Origin of the sequence: Acinetobacter sp. ANC 4173 (genome assembly GCF_004331255.1) — a bacterium.
Classification (GTDB): Bacteria; Pseudomonadota; Gammaproteobacteria; order Pseudomonadales; family Moraxellaceae; genus Acinetobacter.
Genome location: NZ_SJOF01000008.1, coordinates 35,880 through 58,328, shown reverse-complemented (window position 1 = coordinate 58,328; position 22,449 = coordinate 35,880). Strand labels below are relative to the sequence as shown.

Here is a 22,449-nt window from a genome sequence, read left to right as displayed (position 1 = left end):
ATGAAGAGGAGAAAAATGAATGAGTTGCCTGATCACTGAAGCGTGTAAGCGTCATAAATTACGGCTTTGCCTAAACGCATGGCACTCCCGACGGCTACCGTTTGGTTCAACCAAGCATATTTGGGTGAACTGGTTTCAAATTGCATGGTGATTTTGAAATAGTATTTGTTCGGATCGACATTTTGACCCTCTGCAAGTTGTTGCAGTACTTGGGTTGATCCATGTCGATAACCTTTGGTTTGAAGATAAATCAGCGCACCATCATCTGTTTCTAACAGGTAACGCGTATCAATAATCGCAAGTCCCTGACTGTCCACAATTTGCCAATCTGCTCCATTATTTAAAATACGGCCTTTGAGTTGTTTCCCTTGGAAGGTGCCACCTGTAATTGGAATAATTCGACGTTTGCCACTATCGCTAGTGGTTCCGAGTTCCCACACAGGAGCATTTAAATCGACACTAAATTGAGCCAGTGGTTCTAAATGAGGGGCTGGTGGATGATATCGAGTTTCAGCATGTGTCTGGCTAAGTAAGTACAATCCAAAGAATAGGCTAAGTCGTTTTTGCATGAATTTCCCCTCAAAAAATGGAGGTTCTGATCAATGCAGAACCTCCATTTGCTTATTTAAATTTCCATGTGTAATCAATGTTAATGCGTGTTTCGTTGGATGGTTTGATGTTGGCTGAGGAGAGCATATTGTTGTCATACATGGCATAACGTGCGCGTAAGCCAAGGTTTTTGAACATACCTGTTTGCACCGTATAACCCAGGTCAAAATCAGTTTCATGTTCTTTCAAATCGGTTCCACCCAAATTTGGTGCATAAATATTGTCACCAGTGGTGTAACGGGTCATAAAGCGTAAACCAGGTACATAGTTTTTGAAGTCATATTCATAACGAAAGCTGTAAACACGCTCTTTGGGATTTAAAAATTCCGCTGGCCAAGTGTCGATCAGCAAGCCTGTTTCACCGCCTGTTAAGTAGGGAAATGCGGTATCACCGCTATGATGAAAAGTCGCCAAAATAAACTTATGGTTTTGATGTTTATATTCAAAATAGGCATGAATCAGATCATTATCCACCAAACCTGCTTTGGCTTGACCTTCATCACGGCTGCGGTAGTAGCGCAATTGTGAACTTAAATTATTGTTCTCATTGAACTGATGATTGTAGGTGACCCCAAACATGGATTGGTCATATAAATCTTCAACATTCATATAAAAACTGGTGAGTTTAGTATTGGGGATGAGTTGGTAATGTCCTCCCAAATAATAGAGCCCATCTGTTTCTGCACTTTTAAAGCGCCCATTTACACCTGATATTTTAATGTTTTCATAATTGCTTGAATCACGATGATTGACCTTGTCGATATAAGCCGATTGAAAATCAAGGTTTTGAATATCTTTCGATTCTAACGAAATCCCACGATAGGTTTGTGGTAATAAGCGTGCAGGCGAGGCAACCAGTACAGGGTTCATTGGTCGAAGTGTTCCGACCTTTAATTCAGTTTTACTGATTTTAGATTTTCCCGTTACCCCAATTTCTCCATAACTTGAAGCAGGTTCATTGGTCACAGTATCCCGCGGTAGGTTTCCCGTCCCCGCATAATCTGCACTGGCATCCAGTTTAAACCCAGCCGTCGCTAATATATCCAAGCCAAAACCAACTGTTCCTTCGGTATAGCCCGAATTGGCTTTTAGAATAAAGCCTTGCGTCCAATCTTTGGCGGCAGGGTATTTAGACTGTTCTTGATAATCACGATCAAAATAAAAATTTCGGGTGGTTAAGTCGACCGTGCTGTTATCAATAAAGCTACCTGCAAATACTGAACTGGAGAGCATAAGGGTAGAGTACATCCATAATTTAGACTGCATTGCATTTCTTCCTGAAATATCATTGTTGTTTTACATTCAGACCTCGGATCGAGGTCTGTTCTTCATTTGTTGTTTAAACGAATTATTTTCCGAGCATTTCCCGCGCGACAATTTCTTTCATAATTTCATTGGTGCCACCGTAAATTTTTTGCACACGTGCATCGACAAAAAAACGTGAAATCGGGTATTCCTGCATGTAGCCATAGCCGCCAAACAGTTGTAGTAGTTGATCAATCACATCGCATTGGGTATCGGTAATAAAGCATTTCAAGGCAGCGACATGACTGACGCTTAAAGCATCTCGACTGTATTGTTCCGCACATTGATCGACAAAGGCCTGAGCTGCTTTGGCTTTAATTTGCGTATTAGCCAACACAAAACGTGTGTTTTGCATATGACTTAAAGGCTGACCAAAAGCTTTACGTTGCTGGACATAATCACTGGTGAGATCAATAGCGCCTAAAATTGAACCTAGAGCCATCATAGAAATACTTAGGCGTTCACGGGGCAACTCTTGCATTAGATAGGAAAAACCTTGACCTTCTTCGCCCAATCTTTGGTTCTTAGGCACTTTGACCTGATCGAAAAATAACTCAGCGGTGTCTTGGGCATGGAGTCCAATTTTTTTCAAAGATCTGCCTTTTTCAACACCATCTAATGCAGCATCAACCAATAACAGGGAAATACCCTTTGCTCGAGCTTCAGGATTAGTCTTTGCCACCAAGACAATCAGGTCAGCATGTATCCCATTAGAAATAAAGGTTTTTGAACCATCCACCAAATAATGGTCTTGATCCAGAATAGCTTGGGTGCGAATGGCTTGTAAGTCTGAGCCTGCATTGGCTTCGGTCATGGCTATCGCAGTGACGACCTCGCCAGTAACCATTTTTGGGAGCCAATATTGCTTTTGTTCTTCACTGCCTAAGTTTTGAATATATGGAGAAACCAGTTCATTTTGTCCACCGATTGCAACAGCTAAGGAGGTAAAACCTGCTTGCGCAGTTTCCTGTACCAGCATCAGAGAATAGTGTACAGGGGCGCCATAACCACCATATTCTTCAGGCACATCGACACATAAAAAGCCGTTTTCACCTAACTGGTTCCATAATTGTCTTGGAATCAAACATTCTTCTTCCCACTGTTCATAATGCGGTGCGACATATTCTTTTAGAAAGCGGCGATAGTTATCGCGAAACAGTTCAAATTCAGTATCTTGTTGCATACTTAACCTTTTTTTGGCAAAAGTAAGGGTAAAGCCCAAAATAAATTGAGCTTTTTTACTGTTATTTCAGTGACTTAGTTGTTTAAAGTTGGAATTCGAATAATCAGTGAATTCTCAGTTTGTTTTTGATACAGCTCTTCAATTTTTTCGGCACGGCGTTTAATAATATTGCCTTGATTGAGATTGCCTTTATCCGTAACTTCACCTGCATCGAGCTGCGGTGGTTCAGTCATCAGATACAGCATCGAGGCGCGATTTGAACTCCCCGTTGCATCTTTATTGAAGGTCATCAGAAATTGGCGGAACCAGTGCTGTACTTTAGGGTGTTTCAAGATCTGATCTGCTGAGTTTTCTGCTAGTGAAAGTTCCGCGTATTCAGCACAGGCATCTAATTTAGGGAAAATCAAAAAGCCAATTGCATTTAGATTTGAACCGGTAATACAGACATCCTGAATCAGTCGATTGCCTTGAATTAAAACCTTATTGCGAAGGGTTCCGACATTTACAAACGTGCCTGTATTGAGTTTAAAGTCTTCTGCAATACGGCCATCGTACATTAAGCCCTGAGTTGGATCATTGACATCGACCAAGCGAACCGCATCTCCAGTATGGAAAAAGCCTTCTTCATCAAAGACTGTACTTTGCTGATCTTCATTTAAGCGCCAATAACCTTTCATGACGTGTTTGCCACGGACACAAAATTCAAGTTTGTCGCCATAAGGAACCAACTTGATTTCGCAGCCCGGTGCTGGGTAGCCAATAAAGCCTGCCATGACGCGTGGTCCTGTGGTAAACGCACAAGAAGGAGCTGTTTCCGTCATGCCAAGCCCACTCATAATACGGATTTTTTCGCCACAATGTTGCTGTGCAATTCGGTCTAGTCGGTTCCAACCCGCTTCAGATAACGCAGCACCTGCAAAGAATAAAATTTTCACTTTTTCAAAGAAACGGTCACGCAGTTCAGCATCTTGTTCCAATGCATCGGTGAGTTCTTCCCAACCTTTGGGTACGTTTAAATAAACTGTAGGTGAAATTTCTTTTAAGTTTCGAATCGTCTCATCGAACTTGCCTGCAACTGGTTTACCATCATCAATATAGATGCTTCCGCCGTTATATAAGGCAATCCCGACATTGTGGCTACCGCCAAAGGTATGATGCCAAGACAACCAATCCAATAATACAGGCGGTGTTTCTTCAAACTCTGGGAAGGTTTGTAATAACATTTGCTGGTTGACGCTTAACATCAAATGCGTGGTTGGTACCGCTTTCGGCAGTTTGGTCGAACCCGAGGTAAATAAAAACTTGGCAATTTGATGTTCGTCTAAACTTTGATAATACTCTTGTACATTGGTGACAGGCGTATCTAAAAGCGATTGAAATGAAGTACAACCATGTTCACCCAGAATCCCTTTATTCGTAACTATTTCAACCTCTGCTTGAGCACAACTCTGAATGGCTTTAGCAAAAGCTTGACCGTCACTGGCGTAGACCATGCCCGGAGTGAGCACATCGAAAACATGTTTAAGTTTACCAAAATCTTGTGAAATCAGTGAATAAGCAGGGGATATGGCAGAAAATGGAACACCAGCCAACATCGCAGCCATCGACAGCGTTAAATGCTCAAGATCATTGCCCGATAAAATAAGCAAAGGGCGTTGTTCGCTCAAATCGCGATTATGTAAGGCTTGGGCAATATGCCAAGCACGTTGCAAGGTGTCGGCATAACTGAGTTTGACCCACTCACCTTGAGTATTTCGTTTTGCCGCAAAAATATGTTCTGGCTTGGTTTGTGCAAAATGAATCAGACGATCAGTCAGTTTTTGTGGGTAATTTTGAAGTTGTTCTTTAGGATGAAGATACAAGACCTGATCTCGATAGACATAATCGACATCATGGCTCCCCAGTTTTACGAAGCGTTCGCGATCTTGTGATTGAGTGGCATTCATTTGCATTGGTTTCACTCCATGGAAAGCGCATCACTGCGCTTTATATTTTTGCTTCATGCATTTTTATTGAATATTAAGGTCAAATCCAATTGTTAAATTGGATAATGACGCGGCTGTGTTTGTATGGTGATCCAACGCAATTCTGTAAATTCGGCAATCGATGCTTTACTGCCAAAGCGTCCATATCCACTGGCTTTGGTTCCACCAAAAGGCATTTGTGCTTCATCGTGTACCGTTGCCCCATTAATATGGCAAATACCTGAGTCAATTTGTTTCGCAACATCCAGTGCTTGTGCAATATTTTGACTAAACACAGCAGCAGATAAACCAAACTCACTGTCGTTGGCAAGGGCAATGCCTTCTTCAACACTATTAAAACGTTGAACCGTGCAAACAGGGCCAAAAGATTCTTCACGATACAGCAGCATCTCGGGTTGAATATTCAAAACCAAAGTTGGTTGCATAACAGTGTCTTGTATATGAATGCCGAGCGGTAAATTTGCACCTTGGCTTTGCGCATCTTCTAGTAAATGTCGAATGCGATTTGCTGCGCGTTGGCTTTCCAATACACCAAGCGCATGTCCTTTAAAGGTTGGATTGCCTGCATGAATGGTGCGGGTCTTTTCAATCAGTTTTTCAATAAATTGATCCGCAATCCCATCTTGAACGAGTACGCGTTCGGTAGACATACAGATTTGCCCTTGGTTGAAGAACGCACCAAATGCAACCGCATTGACAGCTTCATCGACATCAGCTTCATTCAATACGACCACAGGCGCTTTTCCACCAAGTTCGAGTAGAACAGGTTTTAAGTATTTGGCTGCGGTTTCTGCAATAATTTTCCCGACTTTGGTAGAGCCAGTAAAATTAATTCGTTTGACCGCAGGGTGCGAGATCAAGCGCTCCACAATTTGCGGTGCATCTTCAGCTGCATGGGTGATGACATTTACCACACCATCGCCAAGTCCTGCTTCATGCAACACTTGCCCAATTAAACGCTGGGTTGCAGGGCAAGCTTCGGACGCTTTGAGTACCACAGTATTACCGCAGGCCAGTGGCATCGCCAAAGCACGGGTCGGTAAAATCACAGGAGCATTCCATGGCGCTATACCGACTACAACGCCACACGGAACACGAATTCCCATCGCCATATTTCCTGGCACATCGGATGGAATAAGACTGCCATCCATTTGTGTGGTCATGGCTGCTGCTTCACGCAACATGTTGGCAGCAAGATGGACATTGAACCCATACCATGTCGCAGTTGAACCTGTTTCACGCATCCCAATTTGAATAAATTGATCCGTTCTTGCATCCATCAAGTCCGCAGCTTTGAGTAAGCGTAAGCGGCGTTCAGTGGGGGAAAGTTTCGACCAAACAGGAAAAGCCTTTGCTGCCGATGCTATCGCTAAATCGACATCTGCTAAAGTTGCCGCCGCTGCAATACTAGCGACTTGACCATCAACTGGACTAATTCGTGCAAACGTCGCTTGATTCGATGCATCGACAGACTGCCCGTGAATCAGCAATTGCACCGTATGGACGTTTGGCGCGGATTCAAAGCTTGATGTGTCCACAGTTTCATCTTGTTTTAACTGTACATTGTGCATGGGTTGTATCCTTACTTAACCATTTAAAAACCAGAAATTAGCCCGTACGCTTGTAGCTTTGTAAACCCGGCTTAATTGATTTTTCATCTAGGAATTGTTTCAGACCTTCTTGGCGTCCGCCTTCAGTATCGCGATGGTTACATTGATCTAACTTGGCATATAAATAATCTTCATTTTGATCCCAAGTGAGTTCACGACAACGTTTAAAACCATTTTTAGCAGTACGCAATACCACAGGGTTTTTCTCTTGCAAAATATTGGCAAGTTCAGTGACTTCTGCTTTAAGTTGAGCTAACGGTACGCTTTTATTGACCAAGCCCATATTTTCCGCTTCTTTTCCGCTAAAAGTCTTGCCCGTCATAATGTAATACAGCGAGGTACGGTGTCCAACGGTATCTGCCATTGCCTTACTAACCAAGTTGCCCGGTGGAATTCCCCAGTTAATTTCAGACAAACCAAAGGTTGCTTCATCTGCTGCAATAGCAAGATCACACGCCACCAAAGGAGAGAAGCCACCACCGAAACACCATCCATTGACCATGGCGATGGTTGGTTTTGAATACATACGTAATAATTGCCACTGCCAGCGACAAGAATCACGACGAATACGTTCTTGTACAATTTCTGGTTGACTATCTACTTCACGGAAATATTCTTTCAAATCCATGCCTGCTGTCCAAGAGTCCCCAGATCCTGTTAATACCAACACGCGAGCGTCTTGATCAAGTTCTAATGTTTCGAGAACATCAATCATTTCACGGTTTAATGTTGGACTCATGGCATTTTTCTTTTCTGGGCGGTTTAAAATAACCCATGCAATACCATTTTCAATTTTTACATCAACAGTTTCCCAACGGTTTTCATATGTCATGTGCTTGCTCCTTGAATGACAGTCTGGTTGTTCTTTACTTAAATTAATATCAGTTAAACTTACATTCAAGTGTTTTTTGAATTATTTTTCATAAATTTTTCATATCATTGAAAAATATAATTAAAATAATTTTTATAAAAAATAAATTAATTTTTGTATTGATTTTTAAATCAGTCTAACTGATATTCTACGAGTGTTCGATGAACAGCACAAAACAACAAGATGTTATGGAAATACCAAAAGAAGGATTTAGTTATGGATAAAGTGCATCATCCCTCAGGAAGGGCCAAACTCACATTGCTGTTATGTTTTGCAATCGCAATTTTTGAAGGTTTCGATCTTCAATCTATGGGGGTTGCCGCCCCGCGTATGCGTGCAGAATTTATGTTGGACAATGCCCAGATGGCTTGGGCCTTTAGTGCAGCCATTATCGGAACTTTACCAGGTGCAATTATCGGTGGGCGGCTTGCTGATTATATCGGTCGTAAAAAAGTATTAATTTTCAGTATCTTAATTTTTGGGGCGATGTCATTAGTGACTGCCTTTGCTACAAATTATGAACTCCTGTTAGTCATCCGTTTCTTGACTGGACTAGGTATGGGCGGTGCTTTACCGATGATGATTACCTTGGCATCCGAGGCGGTATCATCTGACCGTAAAGGCACAGCGGTGAGTATTATGTACAGTGGTATTCCCTGCGGTGGCTTACTCACTTCTGTAGTTGCAATGCTTTTGTCTGGCGATGCAGAGTGGCGTCATATCTTCTATGTGGGAGGAATTGCCCCAATTCTATTAATTCCACTATTGATGAAATTCTTACCTGAATCAACTGATTATCTAGACCGTAAAACCCAATCGGCAACGCCTTTTTTGGAAGTGCTATTTGCCAAAGAACGAAGAATGTCGACCATTCAAATTTGGATCAGTTTCTTCTGTACATTGGTGGTGCTGTATTTCTTGCTGAATTGGCTGCCTCTATTGATGGGTGCTCAAGGTTTAACCAAACCACAAGCCAATTATGTGCAAATGGGCTATAACATTGGCGGGGCTTTCGGCTCAATCCTAATGGGCATGATGTTAGACAAAATGCGCATGAGTTTTGTGATTAAATTTATTTATCTCGGCATTTTGGTATCCTTGTGTTGTCTGTCTTTTTCTCCAACTGTGGCGGTGCTGGCACTCTCTGCGGTGGGTTGTGGGTTATTTATTGTGGGTGGACAGTCTGCATTATATGGACTTGCTGCCATTTATTATCCAGCCGAAATGCGAGGCACAGGCGTAGGGGCAGCAGTTGCCGTCGGTCGTATTGGCTCTTTTGCAGGCCCACTCCTTGCTGGTTTTTTACTGTCTTTGGGGCAAAGTGCCACAATCGTGATTGGTTCAAGTATTCCAGTGATTCTGATCGCAGCAATTTCTGCCTTGATGCTTGTCAGAAAGCCTAAACAGCCTGTACAGTTAATACAAAGTACGACAGCTCGTTAAATACAAGGAAGTATGAGAGTTCACTCTCATACTTCTTTTTTAGTTTTAGCTTTTATGATGAAAAATTATGATGCGTTCAAATACCGTTGATAAAAAAACAGAAGATGGCCCACGTTTAAGCTATACCATTGCACGTATAGATCGGGTAATTAGTAAATATTTAACAGAACATTTAAAAGATTTAGACATCACTTTGCCTCAGTTCACGGCGTTATCTGTTTTGGCCTCTAAAAATAATTTATCGAATGCCAAACTCGCAGAACGTTCATTTATTAAGCCACAATCAGCCAATAAAATTTTGCAGGATTTATTGCAACAGCAATGGATTGAGAAAACCCCAGATCCAACCCATGGTCGTCGCATTTTGCTTACGGTGACAGAAAGTGGTTTGGCTAAATTAGCCGAGTGTAATGCGGTGGTTGAAGCGTTGGAAACTAAAATGTTGCAAGGAGTTGATATGAATTTGGCTTATTTAATTCGCAATAATTTAGACATTATGGTCAATAACTTAAAACAATCTCAAGTTGAAGCACCTTCAGACTAAGTCAGGATTAAGCTTTAATATACCAACACCTATCATGTAGACCTTTTCTCCGTTCAAAATGTATTGTCACTTGAGGATTGAACTTGTTAGCATGACTTTGAAATATTTGAACAAGTGTGGCTAGGATGTCTTCAGGGCAACAAGTATTAATTAAATTAAGAAAAATGATTATCGCGGGTGAGCTTGAAGGCGGTAGTCGAATTGCAGAAATTCCAACAGCAGAATTGCTTGGGGTATCCCGTCAGCCTGTGCGTATAGCTTTTCGGCTTTTAGAACAAGAAGGGTTATTAATTAAAAACCCCACACGTGGTTATACGGTACGTGAAATTTCAAATGAATTGGTCAATGATGCTTTGGAAGTTCGCGGCGTGCTGGAAGGGTTAGCTGCCAAAACTTTAGCCGAACAAGGTTTATCGGAAATACAGCAGCAAACTCTCAAAAACTGTATAGAACAAATAGAACAACTTTTTGCAGAGCATACTGAATTTGGGGATGAAGAATTAGAGCGTTATCATGAATTTAACGTGATTTTCCATGACACGATTATTCAAGGTGCACAAAATATTGCACTTATTCAAGCCTTGGCAAAAAACAATCAATTGCCTATGGCTTCTGTTCAAGCCATTACTTATGACGAATCACGTGCCTTATCTGAATACCGTCGCTTACACTACGCGCATTTGCAGCATTGCTCTATTTATGAAGCTTTACTTCAGCGCCAGTCGGGCCGTGCCGAAACCTTAATGCGAGAACATAGCAGTGTCGCTTTACTCGGTGAAACCGTAAAAAATATATTGAGCGAGGTGTAATGAAAAACTCCCGCCCAATCAGTTTGAGCAGGAGTAAAACGAGTGTTCCTATAGCTCAATCACCAAATGTTTGGATTTAGCGCGAGAGCAGCAAGGCGTGAACTGATTATTCAAGGCACGTTCTTCATCCGTCATAAATACATCCCGATGATCTGGAATGCCTGAAACAACACGGGTAATACAAGTACCGCAGATACCTTGTTCGCAGGATACAGGCACATCAAAACCATGCGCTATCAAGGCATGAGTTACGGTCTGTTCTGGGTGAATTTCAATTCGCTGTCCCGTGCCAGCAATTTCCACAGTAAATGCTTCATCGTTTTCCTGCTTGCTTTGCTGTGCCACAAAATGCTCTTGATGCAGTTGTTCAGGCTGCCAACCTGCTGTTTCAGCCGACTGCATCACAAATTGCATAAAGCCCGTAGGCCCACAGACATATAGGTGTTTGCCTGAATCGGGCTGTTGCAATACTTTTGCCATATCACATTCGGTATCAGCTTGGTTTTGAATGTGAAAATGAACTTGATCTGTAAAGTGTTGGGTTAAATTGCCATAAAAAGCGAGCATTTCGTAGCTACGTACAAAATAATGTAGCTCAAATGGAATCCCTTGCGCTTTTAAACGGTAAGCCATTGAAAGAATAGGGTTAATTCCAATTCCACCTGCAAACAATACGGCTTTTTTCGTATTGTCATGCAATGCAAATAAATTACGTGGCTGTCCAATACTTAAGACATCACCTTCTTGATAGTCATGATGTATGCAGCGTGAACCACCCCGTGAATTTTCATCGTGTAGTACGCCAATCACATAACGGTTGTTTTCACTCGAACAGTTCGAGAGAGAATATTGTCGAGTGAGTCCATTTTTAAGATGGACATCAATATGCGACCCTGCCTCAAACGGCGGCAGAGCCGAACCTGATGTGGAAATAAGTTCAAAGGCACGAATAGAAGGCGTAAGCTGATGAATCTTATTGATAATCACGTTCATGTTTTTATCCTTAAATCACATGAATATTTGGAAATTTAGCCACTTCAGGTTTTACCGCAGCCTGTCTTTCTTCATTCAGTAAGCGCTCAATAATTTTGCGTGATTGAACTCCGCCAGCATCAATGTTCAACATCAGTAATTTGCGCTGCGGATTATTGAGAATGTTTTGTTGTTGTTGCTCTAACATTTCCAAATCCTCCGTAAAAATTTTGCCTTGCCCTTCACGAATTTGATCCGTCAATTCAGCATTTTCAGGCTGGAAGTTACGTGCCATGCCCCAGAAATACCAATGTGAAGTCTCTGTTTCAGGCGTAATAAAATCTACCACGATCGAAGACACTTTCTTGTCCTTAGGTGCGTCATAACCGCCATGACCTGCATGTGCAACACCCACTTCAATATGTACATTACTTGGGGCAAAGAAATGACAACGCTGCCAGCGATCTACAGGTACATCATCTGCGAGATGATTCCCCCGAAGGGCCATTTGCCAAAAAGGAGGGGCAATCACATTGTCCATATAACGTTCGGTAATGACATGATCACCATCTACTTTGGTGATTGGCAGTGATTCATCAATCTCTTTTTGACCAATGCTGCTAGAGTGCACATAGGTTTCATGGGTTAAGTCCATGAGGTTATCAATCATTAGGCGATAGTCACAATGAATGTGGAATAAGCCTCCGCCATAACTCCACTCAGGATGATCGGCCCATTCTAGTTCAGGAAGTTTGGATTCATCTGCAAGATTTTTCTCACCCAGCCAGACCCAAACAAAGCCCATTTTTTCAACCACAGCATAGGCTTTATTGCATGGGAAACCGTTCACACGTTGTGCTGGCATTGCTACAGTTTTTCCTTCACAGCCCATGACCAGTCCGTGATAGCCACAAACCAAATTGCCATCTTCAACATAGCCAAGTGAAAGTGGTGCACCACGATGCGGACAGAAGTCTTCAACAGCAGCAACTTTATTTGCTTTGCCACGATAGAAAACAATTTTTTCACCGCAAATCGTACGACCTAATGGCTTATCTTGCAGTTCCTCAGGGCGGCATGCGACATACCAAGCATTTTTTATGAACATTATGATGACTCCGTGTCAATTATTGGATCCAATTTATGTTTATTTTATCATTTTGTCAAATGCGATCTGGGTGTTTTTAATGATAATCAACACTAAAACCATTAACTTCAACAGATTTTGTATTTTCTATAAGATTCAATCTATGGATCCATTTTATTGCAAAAGATCACTTTTCGAGCAACTCATAAATGGATCCACAAAAAATCATTTAGATAATTTTAAAATGCTAATCGCTTTTTTTCAACTAACACATATAAGTATTATTATGATTTATATAGCTTTTTAAGAAGATAGTAAAAATGCGAATAAATTTGTTGATTTTTTGGATCCAATTATACAGTATAGAAAAAGAGCAGGATGCTTCATAAAAATGATCTCGATGTATATCGGATCACTTTCGTTCTTAATTATCCCTTCTAGGCAATTATGGATATGGATATGCATAATCACCCAATGTTGTGTTCCCACATGGTCGTGTGTATTTCCGTTCCTAATTGGGAGTTACACAATGCAAAGAAATGTTTTAGACGAAATTAACCATACTCAAATGAGCCGTTACCAATGGTTCGTGATTCTGATTTGTCTATTTCTGAATGTCATTGATGGTTTTGATGTCATGGTGATGGCGTTCACAGCACCGTCAGTATCTGCGGAATGGGCTTTGTCTGGTGCACAAATCGGGATACTCCTCAGCGCGGGTCTATTTGGCATGGCCGCAGGTTCCATTTTCTTGGCACCGTTAGCAGATAAAATTGGTCGCCGTTTCTTAATTTTAATTTGTTTGATTATTGCAGGGTTGAGCATGTCTGCATGTGCGCTTGTGCAAAGTCATAGCATGTTGGCTGCACTACGCTTCATCACTGGTGTTGGCGTTGGCGGGATCTTGGCAAGTAGTAACGTACTGGCAAGTGAATATGCAAATGCGCGTTGGAGAAGCCTAGCGGTAAGTTTGATGTCTACAGGATATGGTATTGGCGCAACTTTAGGAGGCGTGCTTACCTTTGTTCTCATTGAACATTTGGGCTGGCGTTCAGTCTTTTTAGCGGGTGGTATCACAACGCTGATCATGTTCGCTTTTGCTGTGTGGTTATTACCTGAATCGCTTGATTATTTGTTGGCAAAAAAACCTGTACGCGCGTTGGAAAATACCAATATGATTCTGCAACGTATGCAGTTGAAACATTTACACGTGCTGCCAGAGTCTGTACAAGCGGAACAACAAAAGGGCAACGATGTTGCGAAACTGTTTCGTGGACATCTAGGATTCCAAACCTTGTGTTTATGGTTCTCGTTTTTCTTGGTCATGTTTGGTTTTTACTTTGTGATGAGTTGGACACCTAAAATTTTAATTGCGATGGGCATGTCGCGAGATCAAGGTGTCAGTACAGGCATTCTAATCAGTATTGGGGGTATTTTTGGTGCAGCAATTATTGGACTTTTAGCTTCACGGATTAAAATTTTCTACGCGCTCAGCTTATTTTTAGGCTTAACAGCACTCTGTATTTTCCTATTTGTTGCAGTTTCATCACAAGTGAGTATTGCACTGCTGGTCGGTTTATTACTGGGTACACTCATTAACGGCTGTGTTGCAGGACTCTATTCAATTTCACCGACCATTTATGAAGCGGATATTAGAAGCCGAGGCGTGGGTTATGCAATTGGATTTGGACGTATTGGTGCCATTTTATCCCCAACCATCGCAGGTCTATTTTTAGATCAGGGTATGACACCACAGCATCTTTATGCGTACTACGGCGTTGTATTTATCTTGGCAATTTTCCTGATTTTAATTTTGGGTAAAGCGGTGTATCGACATCAAAAAACTCAAAATTATTCACTCAATACATCCATCTAAATATCTGTTTTAAAATCAAAAGCTGAGATAAAAATGAAAAAGACATCTTTATGGATGGGGATCTGCTTGTGCCCATTTTTTGCCAACATGGCACATGCACAGTTCATTGCAGACAGTCAGGCCGAAATCACATTACGAAACTTCTATTTTGATCGGGATTATAAAAATGATCCTTATCCTTATACCGCAGCTCGAGATTGGGCTCAAGGTCTGATCTTTAAAGGACAATCGGGTTATACCGATGGAACCATAGGATTTGGGGTAGATGTCCTTGCAATGGCTGGTTTTAATTTATTGGGCAGTCAAGCAGATGATTATGCACGGACTGGTTTATTGGCTGTCAATTCGGACAACTCAAGAGATGATGATTATGCAAAAATTGGTGTAACAGGCAAAGTTCGATTGAGTAAAAATGAACTTTTTGTGGGAGATCTGGTTCCGCAACTTCCGACAATTTTTTCTTCTCCAGCAAGATTATTCCCGCAGACTTATCGTGGTGTGAGATTCGTTTCTACAGAAATTCCTAAGCTGCAATTAGACGGGTTTTATGTTGATAAAGTCCGCCAACGTGATTCTATTCGCTACACCGATGTGGGTATTGATAACATCAATCATCGTTTTGATCGGGCTGCAACCACTGATCATTTCTATACACTTGGGGGAGCTTATCAACTCAATGATGCCTATCGCATCCGTATGTATCACGCTGAACTACAGGACATTTACCAACAACAATTTGTAGGTATTTATGGCAAGCATTCTATTTCAGATCAATACAATTTTTTAACCGATATTCGCTTTTTTAACAGTAATGATACGGGAAGTGAAAAAATAGGCACTGTGGATAATCGTCACTTAAGTGGGTTGTTTGGTCTCAACACGCAGGGACATACGCTCTCGATTGGTTATATGCAGTCTTTTGGAAATACCGGTTTACCATTTTTATCCGGTGCTGAAAGTCCAGTTGCCCTAGATTTTATGAGTTCAGATTATTCAAATAAAGATGAAAAAGTGATTTCTTTGCGTTATGACTATGATTTTAAAAATGTCCGTCTAGGAGAAACTTCACTCAATGGTCTGCGCTTTATGACACGCTATGCCAAAGGGGATGATATTGATTTATTAGCATATGGCAGCCAACGTTTTGAAGAAGAGTCTTTAGAGTTTGAACTGGGTTATCGCATACCCGAAGGGAGTTTAAAAGGCTTGGGACTTAGAACGCGTTTTTCTCATTATCGAAATGATATGCCAACCAATATGACATTCCATTCAGCAAATGAAACACGTATTAATGTGGATTATAGTTTTAAATTTTAATACGATTTCCCCCTAGTCTTTTTAAAAGATAGCTTATTGATATTGGATATGAATAAGCTATCACACAGCAATTAAACTTATAAATTAACTTATTTAAATTAATATTTTAGTTAAAAATCAATTTACCAAGAATAAAACTTCATTCGGTTTTTGATATCGTTTTATAAAAACCCAAGATCCCTAAAACAGGACCAAATAAAAGAATCCAAGCAGAATCTAAACCTATATGATCGAAGGCATAGGTCGTAGATGCAATGGATACGATGGTTATCGCAAAGCCAATAGAATTCTGAATAGAGAGTGCTGCACCCAATTTCTCTGGAGGACACGCAGCAGAGGCGAGTGCAGAAAATTGTGGTGAATCTGCAATGACAGATGCACTCCATGTAATAAGAATGATCAGCAATGACCACGCAGGCAAATAACGCCAAGCCAATGCAAAAATCAGACAACATAGACCAGAAAGAAATAAAGCCCCCATGGCAACGCGATCACTGCCATACTTTTTTGACCAATATCCACCTAAAAGACAACCGACAGCACCACATGCCATAATTAAAAATGTGGTCAATGGCACATTTGATAAGCCGAGGGCTTTTAAAACGCCTGAATGAGCAATAAAAACTGGCAATATCGTCCAAAAAGCATACAACTCCCACATATGACCAAAATATCCAAGTGCTGAGGCTTTAAATTTTTTGATCTTAAAGACCTGAAAGGCATTTCCATTCGCTATGCTTTTTTTAGTAGCTTTCGCAGTTTGGTCATCACCCAGCATAAAAATAAGCAATGCGGCAACTAATGCCAAAATGGATGAGAAAGTAATCACATAATGCCAGTTTAAATTGGCTGATAAGCCATTCAGGGCATGGGGTAATGCCGTCCCCAATGTGAGCATGGCGACTAAAAGTGCCAAAACTGCTCCAGCTCGATGAGGCGCCCATTGCACCACCAACTTCATCCCAATGGGGTAGATGCCAGCTAAACAAATCCCCACGCAAAAACGATAAATCATGCCATCGATTAAGCCTTGCGCTAACCAAGCAAAACACAAATTGAAAAATGCACCCAACAGTGCTGCACCAGTAAAAATAGAACTTGCTTTAAAGCGATCTGCAAAACCCGTAAAGGCAATGAAAAAGGTTCCAATAATAAAACCCGCTTGTACAGCATTGGTCAGCCAACCGATATCCGCAACAGTAATGTGCCACTCTTGAATTAAATTGGCTGCTGCACTATTTGCACTAAACCATAACGATGTGCCAAAAAGCTGGGCAAATGTAATAATCAAAATTGCGTGTGAAGAAAAGATGTGATGGGTTTTACCGTGTGACTTAAAATCCATACTCGCTATCCTTAGCTTGAGCGCATAAATAAAGTTTTTTGAGCAATACTATTTATTCTTATGCAAAGAAAAATTTCAATGCTTTATTCATTTTATCGCTATTTTATTATTTTAAAATTTAGTTTTCTTCATAAAGCATATAAGCACTGCCATTAAACTACTTATGATAAAGAGTGATACAGTCGAGATTTAATCGTGGAAATACAGGTGATAAAATCCAAGACCGATCAGAAAAGACTAGAGGAAACTGGACTTTTAGCATTAGAACAATGTCTTCTAGATGTTTTAACCTGCACAACCACAATCAGTACGGGTTCCTGTGTGAGCATTTTCACCCATCGTTTGGTAGCCATCCCGTTTCCACCAGTCTAGACAGCCAATCAGTTCTTTAACCTTAAAGCCTAAAATCGCCATTTTTAGCGCTGTTTTGGTCGAGGCATTACAGCCAATACCCTCACACTAAGTGACATATAAAACAGTTTAATTCAAATGCACCAATGTCTGCTGTGTAATACTTCAATGCGGAATATGTTCATGTTGATAGGCTATTTCGCTACACCTATCAACCACAATAATTTTTTGTCCTTGATTTAAGGCTTCAAACAAATCCCAAGAGTCCATTTCATAATTTAACTTGGCTTGATAAAATTCCGTTTAAAATACTTAAAAAACAACTGATGAAAATAGAGAAATTTTAGTTCATAAGAAATAAATAAAAATTAAAGCTTATCTATATTTTGGGTTGTTAAGCATTCTGATCACGAGACTACTTAAATTTAAGTTTTATGAAAATTAGGTTTTAAAAGTTGAGAGTAAGATACTGGTTTCGCTATTATAAATACCAGCAATACATCGAATTCTTTCTAGGACTTTATCAAAGTTTTCCAAAGAATCCGCTTGAATTTCAACCAAAATATCCCATTTCCCATTCGTTTTATGTAAGCGCTCAACCGCTGAATCTAAACGTAATTCACTAATGACTGATCTGGCTTTAGTACCTTCTACCATGATACTCATCCAAGCACGAATAATATTTTTCTCTACATCTGGACGGTAGCGCACAGTATATCCGGTAATGATGCCAGAGGACTCCATATAGTCAATTCTACTCTTGATGGTTGGACGAGATACCCCTGTTTTTTCTGCCAAATCTGTAACAGATATTCGAGCATTTTCTTTTAGCAAACCGAGAATTATTTGATCTATTTCACTCATTTTGCTTCCTGCAATTGTCATTTTGGAAAAAAATAATTCATTTTAGAAAAAACTACAAATTTTTTAAGTCATTTTGATCCTTAATAATAGAAAAATGCGCTAAGCCTGCTGAAGATTCAGCTCGAGATCGAATCAACATCTTGTTGATCCGCATGTATCTCTAAGGGTTTTTAAGCGCATATGGAAGCTTAAGTCGTTAAGGAAAAAATAGATGACTACAAACTTAGAAAATCATACTCGTAAGACGATTGCAGGCTCTTTTCCTCAATCCTTGATTTCATACGGTCTAAAACAGTCCACGCCAGTTTTTGTTTTCTATAACGAAAAGCTACACGAAATTTAAGTCCATCGCACAGGAACATTAGGAAATAGCTTGAGCGATTTTGGTGAAACACCAAAAAATGAATTTAGAAGATATTGGAGAGACAACAGAATGAATAACTTAGCAGTGACACGCCAAAACTTTAATGATTGGATGGTTCCAGTTTTTGCCCCAGCAAATTTTATCTTAGTTCGTGGCCAAGGTTCTCAGGTTTGGGATCAGAATGACAAGCAATATATTGATTTTGCAGGCGGCATTGCAGTAAATGCATTAGGTCATGCTCATCCAGTTGCAGTTCAGGCCTTGACGGAACAGGCGACTCAACTTTGGCATATTGGCAATGGGTATACCAATGAGCCTGTTCTTCGTTTAGCAAAGCAGCTCGTTGAAAACACATTTGCAGACAAAGTTTTTTTCTGTAATTCAGGTGCAGAAGCCAATGAAGCTGCTTTAAAACTGGCACGCAAAGTCGGTTTGCTCAGTGGTCATGCAAATAAAAATCAAATTGTTGCGTTTAAGAATGCCTTTCACGGTCGCACGTTATTCACTGTAACCGCGGGTGGTCAACCGAAATACTCTCAAGATTTTGCACCTTTACCAGAAGGTATTCAACATACTGCATTTAATGATCTAGAGCAGGCAAAAGCCGTGATCAATGAAAATACTTGTGCCGTTATTGTTGAACCTATTCAAGGTGAAGGCGGCGTACTTCCTGCTGATCTTGAGTTTTTAAAAGGCTTGCGCCAACTCTGCGATGAACATGGCGCAGTCCTGATTTTTGATGAAGTCCAAACAGGTGTTGGGCGTACTGGCTCACTCTATGCCTATATGAATACAGGTGTTACTCCTGACATTCTAACCACGGCCAAAGCTTTAGGTGGCGGCTTCCCAATCGGCGCGATGATTACCACAAATCAATACGCCAATATGTATGCAGTGGGTGATCATGGCACAACTTATGGTGGTAACCCATTGGCTTGTGCAGTGGCAAATGCGGTATTTGAATTTATCAATACACCAGAAGTTTTAGAGGGTGTTCAGCAACGATTCGATTATTTTGTCACTGGTCTAAATAAGATTAATGCCAAATTCAATGTTTTTGAGCAAATTCGTGGTCAAGGTTTACTCATTGGATGTGTCCTAAAAGCAGAACATGCTGGTCAAGCCAAAACTATTGTCAATTTGGCAGCTGAGCAAGGCTTACTGGCGCTAGTTGCAGGTCCAAATGTTGTTCGTTTTACACCTTCACTGATTATTCCATTTGAAGATATCGATGAAGGGCTAAGCCGTTTTGAACAAGCTCTAGAAAAATTTTCTCAAGAATTGAAGGAGTGCGCATAAATGATGATTATTCGTTATATCCGAGAAGATGATATCAATGACATCTATCAACTTGCCGAAAAAGCAGGCTATGGGCTTACATCATTACAGCCCAACTTGGAAATTTTGTCAGCGAAACTGAAACGCGCTTGCGATACCGTACGCGGCAAACTGAGCAAAGCAGATCAAGGTTATTTCTTTGTTTTAGAAGATACCAGCATCAACAAAGTGGTTGGACTCTGTGGGATTGAAGTTGCTCTGGGCTTAAGTGAGCCTTGGTACAATTTCCATGTGGGCACTCAAGTGCATTCTTCAAAAACACTGAATGTGTATAAGGCGCATCAAACTTTGTTTTTAAGCAATGACCATACGACCTGTAGTGAATTATGCACGTTGTTCCTCGATCCTGATTATCGTAAAGAAATGAACGGAAAATTTCTTTCAAAAATCCGCTTCTTGTTTATTGCAGCATTCAGAAATATTTTTGAGAAACGCATTGTTGCTGAAATGCGCGGATATTCGGATGAAGTCGGGAACTCTCCGTTCTGGGATGCAGTCGGACATAAATTCTTCAATATGGAATTTAGGAAAGCAGATTATCTTAGTGGTACAGGACAGAAGTCTTTTATTGCAGAACTGATGCCGCGCTATCCTTTATATGTCGATATGTTACCTGCAGCGGCTCAAGAGGTGATTGGTAAAGTCCATCCAAATACTTTGCCAGCATATAAATTACTGTTGGGTGAAGGTTTACGTTTCCAAGGTTATGTCGATATTTTCGATGGTGGTGCGACTTTAGAAGCCGATGTAGAGAATTTACGTTCAATTAAAGAAAGTACTGTTCTTCCAGTTGAAATTGTTGAAACAGTAACGTTGAATGAAGCGGAACCCTACTTAATTTCAAATGACCATTACCAAGACTACCGTGGTCTTTTGGTTCAGCATGATCCTGAACAAAAAACCATACAGCTAACGCAAGCACAGGCTGAACAACTCCAAGTAACTCAGGGTGATGTGGTTCGTGTGTTGTCCTTAAATCCGAAGGGACACAAAGCATGATTCAGGGCAAACAATTTATACAAGGGCAGTGGCTAAATGGGCATGGTGCAGAATGGATTAAAACAGATCCAGTCAACAATCAAGCCCTCTGGGCTGTACAAGCAGCCAACCAAGAGGATGTCGAAAAAGCCACACTTGCTGCACGTCAAGCCTTTCCTGCATGGGCGAAATGCTCATTAGAACAACGTATCGAGGTCATTGAACGTTTTGCAGCATTATTGGAGCAGAATAAAACTCGTCTGGCGGAAGTCATTAGTCAGGAAACCAGTAAACCGCTTTGGGAAACACTGACCGAAGTTCAGTCCATGATTGCTAAAGTGGCAATTTCTGTACGCGCTTACCATGAGAGAACGGGTGTGAGCCAAACTGTTATGGCAGATGGTGTTGCATCATTGCGTCATCGTCCGCATGGGGTATTGGCTGTATTTGGACCTTACAATTTTCCAGGTCATTTGCCCAATGGGCATATTGTTCCCGCATTAATTGCAGGAAATACCCTCGTATTTAAGCCCAGTGAATTAACCCCGTGGACTGCTGAAGAAACGGTAAAACTCTGGCAGCAAGCAGGTTTACCTGCTGGTGTTTTGAATCTGGTACAAGGTGGACGTCAGACAGGTGAAGCATTGGCTGCTTCAGCACAAATTGATGGTTTACTTTTTACGGGTAGTGCCAATACAGGTTATCACTTGCACAAGCAAATGGCTGGCAGTCCAGAGAAAATTCTTGCTTTAGAAATGGGGGGCAATAATGCACTCATTATTGATGAAGCTGTTGATGTAGACGCCGTGGTTCATTTGGCGATTCAGTCTGCTTTTGTTTCAGCAGGGCAACGCTGTACGTGTGCTCGCCGAATTTTGGTAAAAGAAGGTGCCAATGGCGATGCTTTTATACAACGTTTTGTTGAGGCTGCTCAAAAATTAGTAGTGGGTCACTGGAATCAACAACCACAGCCATTTATGGGTGGAGTGATTTCATCTCAAGCTGCCGATCTGATGCTGAAAGCACAACAACACTTATTAGCCTTAGGCGCGACTGCGCTACTAGAGATGACACGTCCTGACGCTGCAAGCTCACTACTTACGGCTGGAATTCTTGAGGTTACAAAGGTTGAAGTCCCAGACGAAGAATATTTCGGGCCTTTAACCACCATCTGTCGTTATAAAGATTTTGATGAAGCCTTAAGTCTTGCAAATAAGACCCGCTTTGGGCTGTCTGTAGGTTTAGTTTCGCCAAATCGGGACTTGTTCGATCGCTTAATTATTGAAGCGCGTGCAGGAATTGTAAACTGGAATAAACCCTTAACAGGTGCATCTAGTGCTGCGCCATTTGGAGGTGTAGGGGCTTCTGGAAATCATCGTGCAAGTGCTTTTTATGCAGCGGACTATTGTGCGTGGCCTATGGCTTCATTAGAAAGTGACAAAGTTATTTTACCTGAGAAACTTTCACCCGGTCTTTGCTTATAAGTATCAGAGTTTTTAAATACTCAGAAAATCCATAATTGAATTGATGGTTTTTATTTTAAACCATCAATTCTTAAAATAAATTTCACTAGACTAATGGATAATTGCAACTATTTA

The 22,449-nt window shown here is 41.0% G+C and carries 20 protein-coding genes; 9 read left to right on the top strand and 11 right to left on the bottom strand.

Features of this window, described 5'->3' with window-relative positions:
* Positions 1 to 32 precede the first annotated feature (32 nt).
* From E0H94_RS10760 to E0H94_RS10735, 6 genes are all read right to left on the bottom strand, one after another.
* Positions 33 to 569 carry a DUF3237 domain-containing protein gene (locus E0H94_RS10760; RefSeq protein ID WP_131326527.1) on the bottom strand — a complete coding sequence of 179 codons (537 nt, stop codon included), beginning with the start codon at positions 567 to 569 and terminating at the stop codon, positions 33 to 35.
* 52 nt (positions 570 to 621) lie between these two features.
* Positions 622 to 1,875, bottom strand: a complete 1,254-nt coding sequence (locus tag E0H94_RS10755; protein ID WP_205679296.1) for an OprD family porin — start codon at positions 1,873 to 1,875, stop codon at positions 622 to 624.
* 82 nt (positions 1,876 to 1,957) lie between these two features.
* The gene (locus tag E0H94_RS10750) at positions 1,958 to 3,097 is read right to left on the bottom strand and encodes an acyl-CoA dehydrogenase family protein (protein ID WP_131326526.1); all 1,140 of its coding nucleotides are present in this window, start codon (positions 3,095 to 3,097) and stop codon (positions 1,958 to 1,960) included.
* A 74-nt stretch (positions 3,098 to 3,171) separates the two neighbouring features.
* Entirely contained in the window at positions 3,172 to 5,058 is a 1,887-nt protein-coding gene (locus tag E0H94_RS10745; RefSeq protein ID WP_171462067.1) for a feruloyl-CoA synthase, read from the bottom strand.
* Positions 5,059 to 5,135: 77 nt separating this feature from the next.
* Positions 5,136 to 6,653 (bottom strand): aldehyde dehydrogenase, encoded by a 1,518-nt coding sequence (locus E0H94_RS10740; RefSeq protein ID WP_227548578.1) that lies wholly within the window; start codon positions 6,651 to 6,653, stop codon positions 5,136 to 5,138.
* Between the two features lie 37 nt (positions 6,654 to 6,690).
* Positions 6,691 to 7,524: a p-hydroxycinnamoyl CoA hydratase/lyase gene (locus E0H94_RS10735; protein WP_131326524.1), complete on the bottom strand. Its 834-nt coding sequence runs from the start codon at positions 7,522 to 7,524 to the stop codon at positions 6,691 to 6,693.
* Between the two features lie 255 nt (positions 7,525 to 7,779).
* Here E0H94_RS10735 and mhpT point away from each other — a divergent pair, with 255 nt between their 5' ends.
* The 3 genes from mhpT to E0H94_RS10720 all read left to right on the top strand — a co-directional run bounded on the left by mhpT (position 7,780) and on the right by E0H94_RS10720 (position 10,359).
* The gene (gene mhpT, locus E0H94_RS10730; protein ID WP_131326523.1) at positions 7,780 to 9,006 is read left to right on the top strand and encodes a 3-(3-hydroxy-phenyl)propionate transporter MhpT; all 1,227 of its coding nucleotides are present in this window, start codon (positions 7,780 to 7,782) and stop codon (positions 9,004 to 9,006) included.
* Between the two features lie 67 nt (positions 9,007 to 9,073).
* Complete coding sequence (locus E0H94_RS10725) at positions 9,074 to 9,550, top strand: MarR family winged helix-turn-helix transcriptional regulator (protein ID WP_131326522.1); 477 nt, start codon at positions 9,074 to 9,076, stop codon at positions 9,548 to 9,550.
* A 125-nt stretch (positions 9,551 to 9,675) separates the two neighbouring features.
* On the top strand, positions 9,676 to 10,359 hold the full coding sequence (locus E0H94_RS10720; protein WP_131326521.1) for a GntR family transcriptional regulator: 684 nt from the start codon (positions 9,676 to 9,678) through the stop codon (positions 10,357 to 10,359).
* Positions 10,360 to 10,407: 48 nt separating this feature from the next.
* On the opposite strand, the gene E0H94_RS10715 is transcribed toward E0H94_RS10720, so the two are convergent.
* The gene (locus E0H94_RS10715) at positions 10,408 to 11,352 is read right to left on the bottom strand and encodes a PDR/VanB family oxidoreductase (RefSeq protein ID WP_131326520.1); all 945 of its coding nucleotides are present in this window, start codon (positions 11,350 to 11,352) and stop codon (positions 10,408 to 10,410) included.
* Between the two features lie 10 nt (positions 11,353 to 11,362).
* Positions 11,363 to 12,439, bottom strand: a complete 1,077-nt coding sequence (locus E0H94_RS10710; protein ID WP_131326519.1) for an aromatic ring-hydroxylating oxygenase subunit alpha — start codon at positions 12,437 to 12,439, stop codon at positions 11,363 to 11,365.
* Positions 12,440 to 12,947: 508 nt separating this feature from the next.
* On the opposite strand from E0H94_RS10710, the gene E0H94_RS10705 reads away from it, so the two are divergent.
* Together E0H94_RS10705 and E0H94_RS10700 are read left to right on the top strand one after the other, a co-directional pair.
* Positions 12,948 to 14,294 (top strand): MFS transporter, encoded by a 1,347-nt coding sequence (locus E0H94_RS10705; protein WP_131326518.1) that lies wholly within the window; start codon positions 12,948 to 12,950, stop codon positions 14,292 to 14,294.
* Positions 14,295 to 14,327: 33 nt separating this feature from the next.
* Entirely contained in the window at positions 14,328 to 15,611 is a 1,284-nt protein-coding gene (locus E0H94_RS10700) for an OprD family outer membrane porin (RefSeq protein WP_131326517.1), read from the top strand.
* Between the two features lie 139 nt (positions 15,612 to 15,750).
* Here E0H94_RS10700 and E0H94_RS10695 read toward each other — a convergent pair whose 3' ends face one another.
* The 3 genes from E0H94_RS10695 to E0H94_RS10685 all read right to left on the bottom strand — a co-directional run bounded on the left by E0H94_RS10695 (position 15,751) and on the right by E0H94_RS10685 (position 18,171).
* The gene (locus tag E0H94_RS10695; protein WP_165495601.1) at positions 15,751 to 16,956 is read right to left on the bottom strand and encodes an MFS transporter; all 1,206 of its coding nucleotides are present in this window, start codon (positions 16,954 to 16,956) and stop codon (positions 15,751 to 15,753) included.
* A 285-nt stretch (positions 16,957 to 17,241) separates the two neighbouring features.
* A complete protein-coding gene (locus E0H94_RS18915) occupies positions 17,242 to 17,370 on the bottom strand; it encodes a hypothetical protein (protein ID WP_264757559.1) in 129 nt (42 codons plus the stop codon).
* 378 nt (positions 17,371 to 17,748) lie between these two features.
* On the bottom strand, positions 17,749 to 18,171 hold the full coding sequence (locus E0H94_RS10685) for an Lrp/AsnC family transcriptional regulator (RefSeq protein WP_131326515.1): 423 nt from the start codon (positions 18,169 to 18,171) through the stop codon (positions 17,749 to 17,751).
* 211 nt (positions 18,172 to 18,382) lie between these two features.
* Between E0H94_RS10685 and E0H94_RS18910 the strand changes: the two genes are divergently transcribed.
* The 4 genes from E0H94_RS18910 to astD all read left to right on the top strand — a co-directional run bounded on the left by E0H94_RS18910 (position 18,383) and on the right by astD (position 22,335).
* Positions 18,383 to 18,514, top strand: a complete 132-nt coding sequence (locus tag E0H94_RS18910) for a hypothetical protein (RefSeq protein ID WP_264757558.1) — start codon at positions 18,383 to 18,385, stop codon at positions 18,512 to 18,514.
* Between the two features lie 90 nt (positions 18,515 to 18,604).
* A complete protein-coding gene (locus tag E0H94_RS10680) occupies positions 18,605 to 19,834 on the top strand; it encodes an aspartate aminotransferase family protein (RefSeq protein ID WP_131326514.1) in 1,230 nt (409 codons plus the stop codon).
* Positions 19,835 to 20,872, top strand: coding sequence for an arginine N-succinyltransferase (astA, locus tag E0H94_RS10675; RefSeq protein WP_131326513.1), 1,038 nt, complete (start codon positions 19,835 to 19,837; stop codon positions 20,870 to 20,872).
* Positions 20,869 to 22,335 carry a succinylglutamate-semialdehyde dehydrogenase gene (gene astD, locus E0H94_RS10670; protein ID WP_131326512.1) on the top strand — a complete coding sequence of 489 codons (1,467 nt, stop codon included), beginning with the start codon at positions 20,869 to 20,871 and terminating at the stop codon, positions 22,333 to 22,335. The genes astA and astD overlap by 4 nt, the downstream gene beginning before the upstream one ends.
* The last annotated feature ends 114 nt before the right edge of the window (positions 22,336 to 22,449 follow it).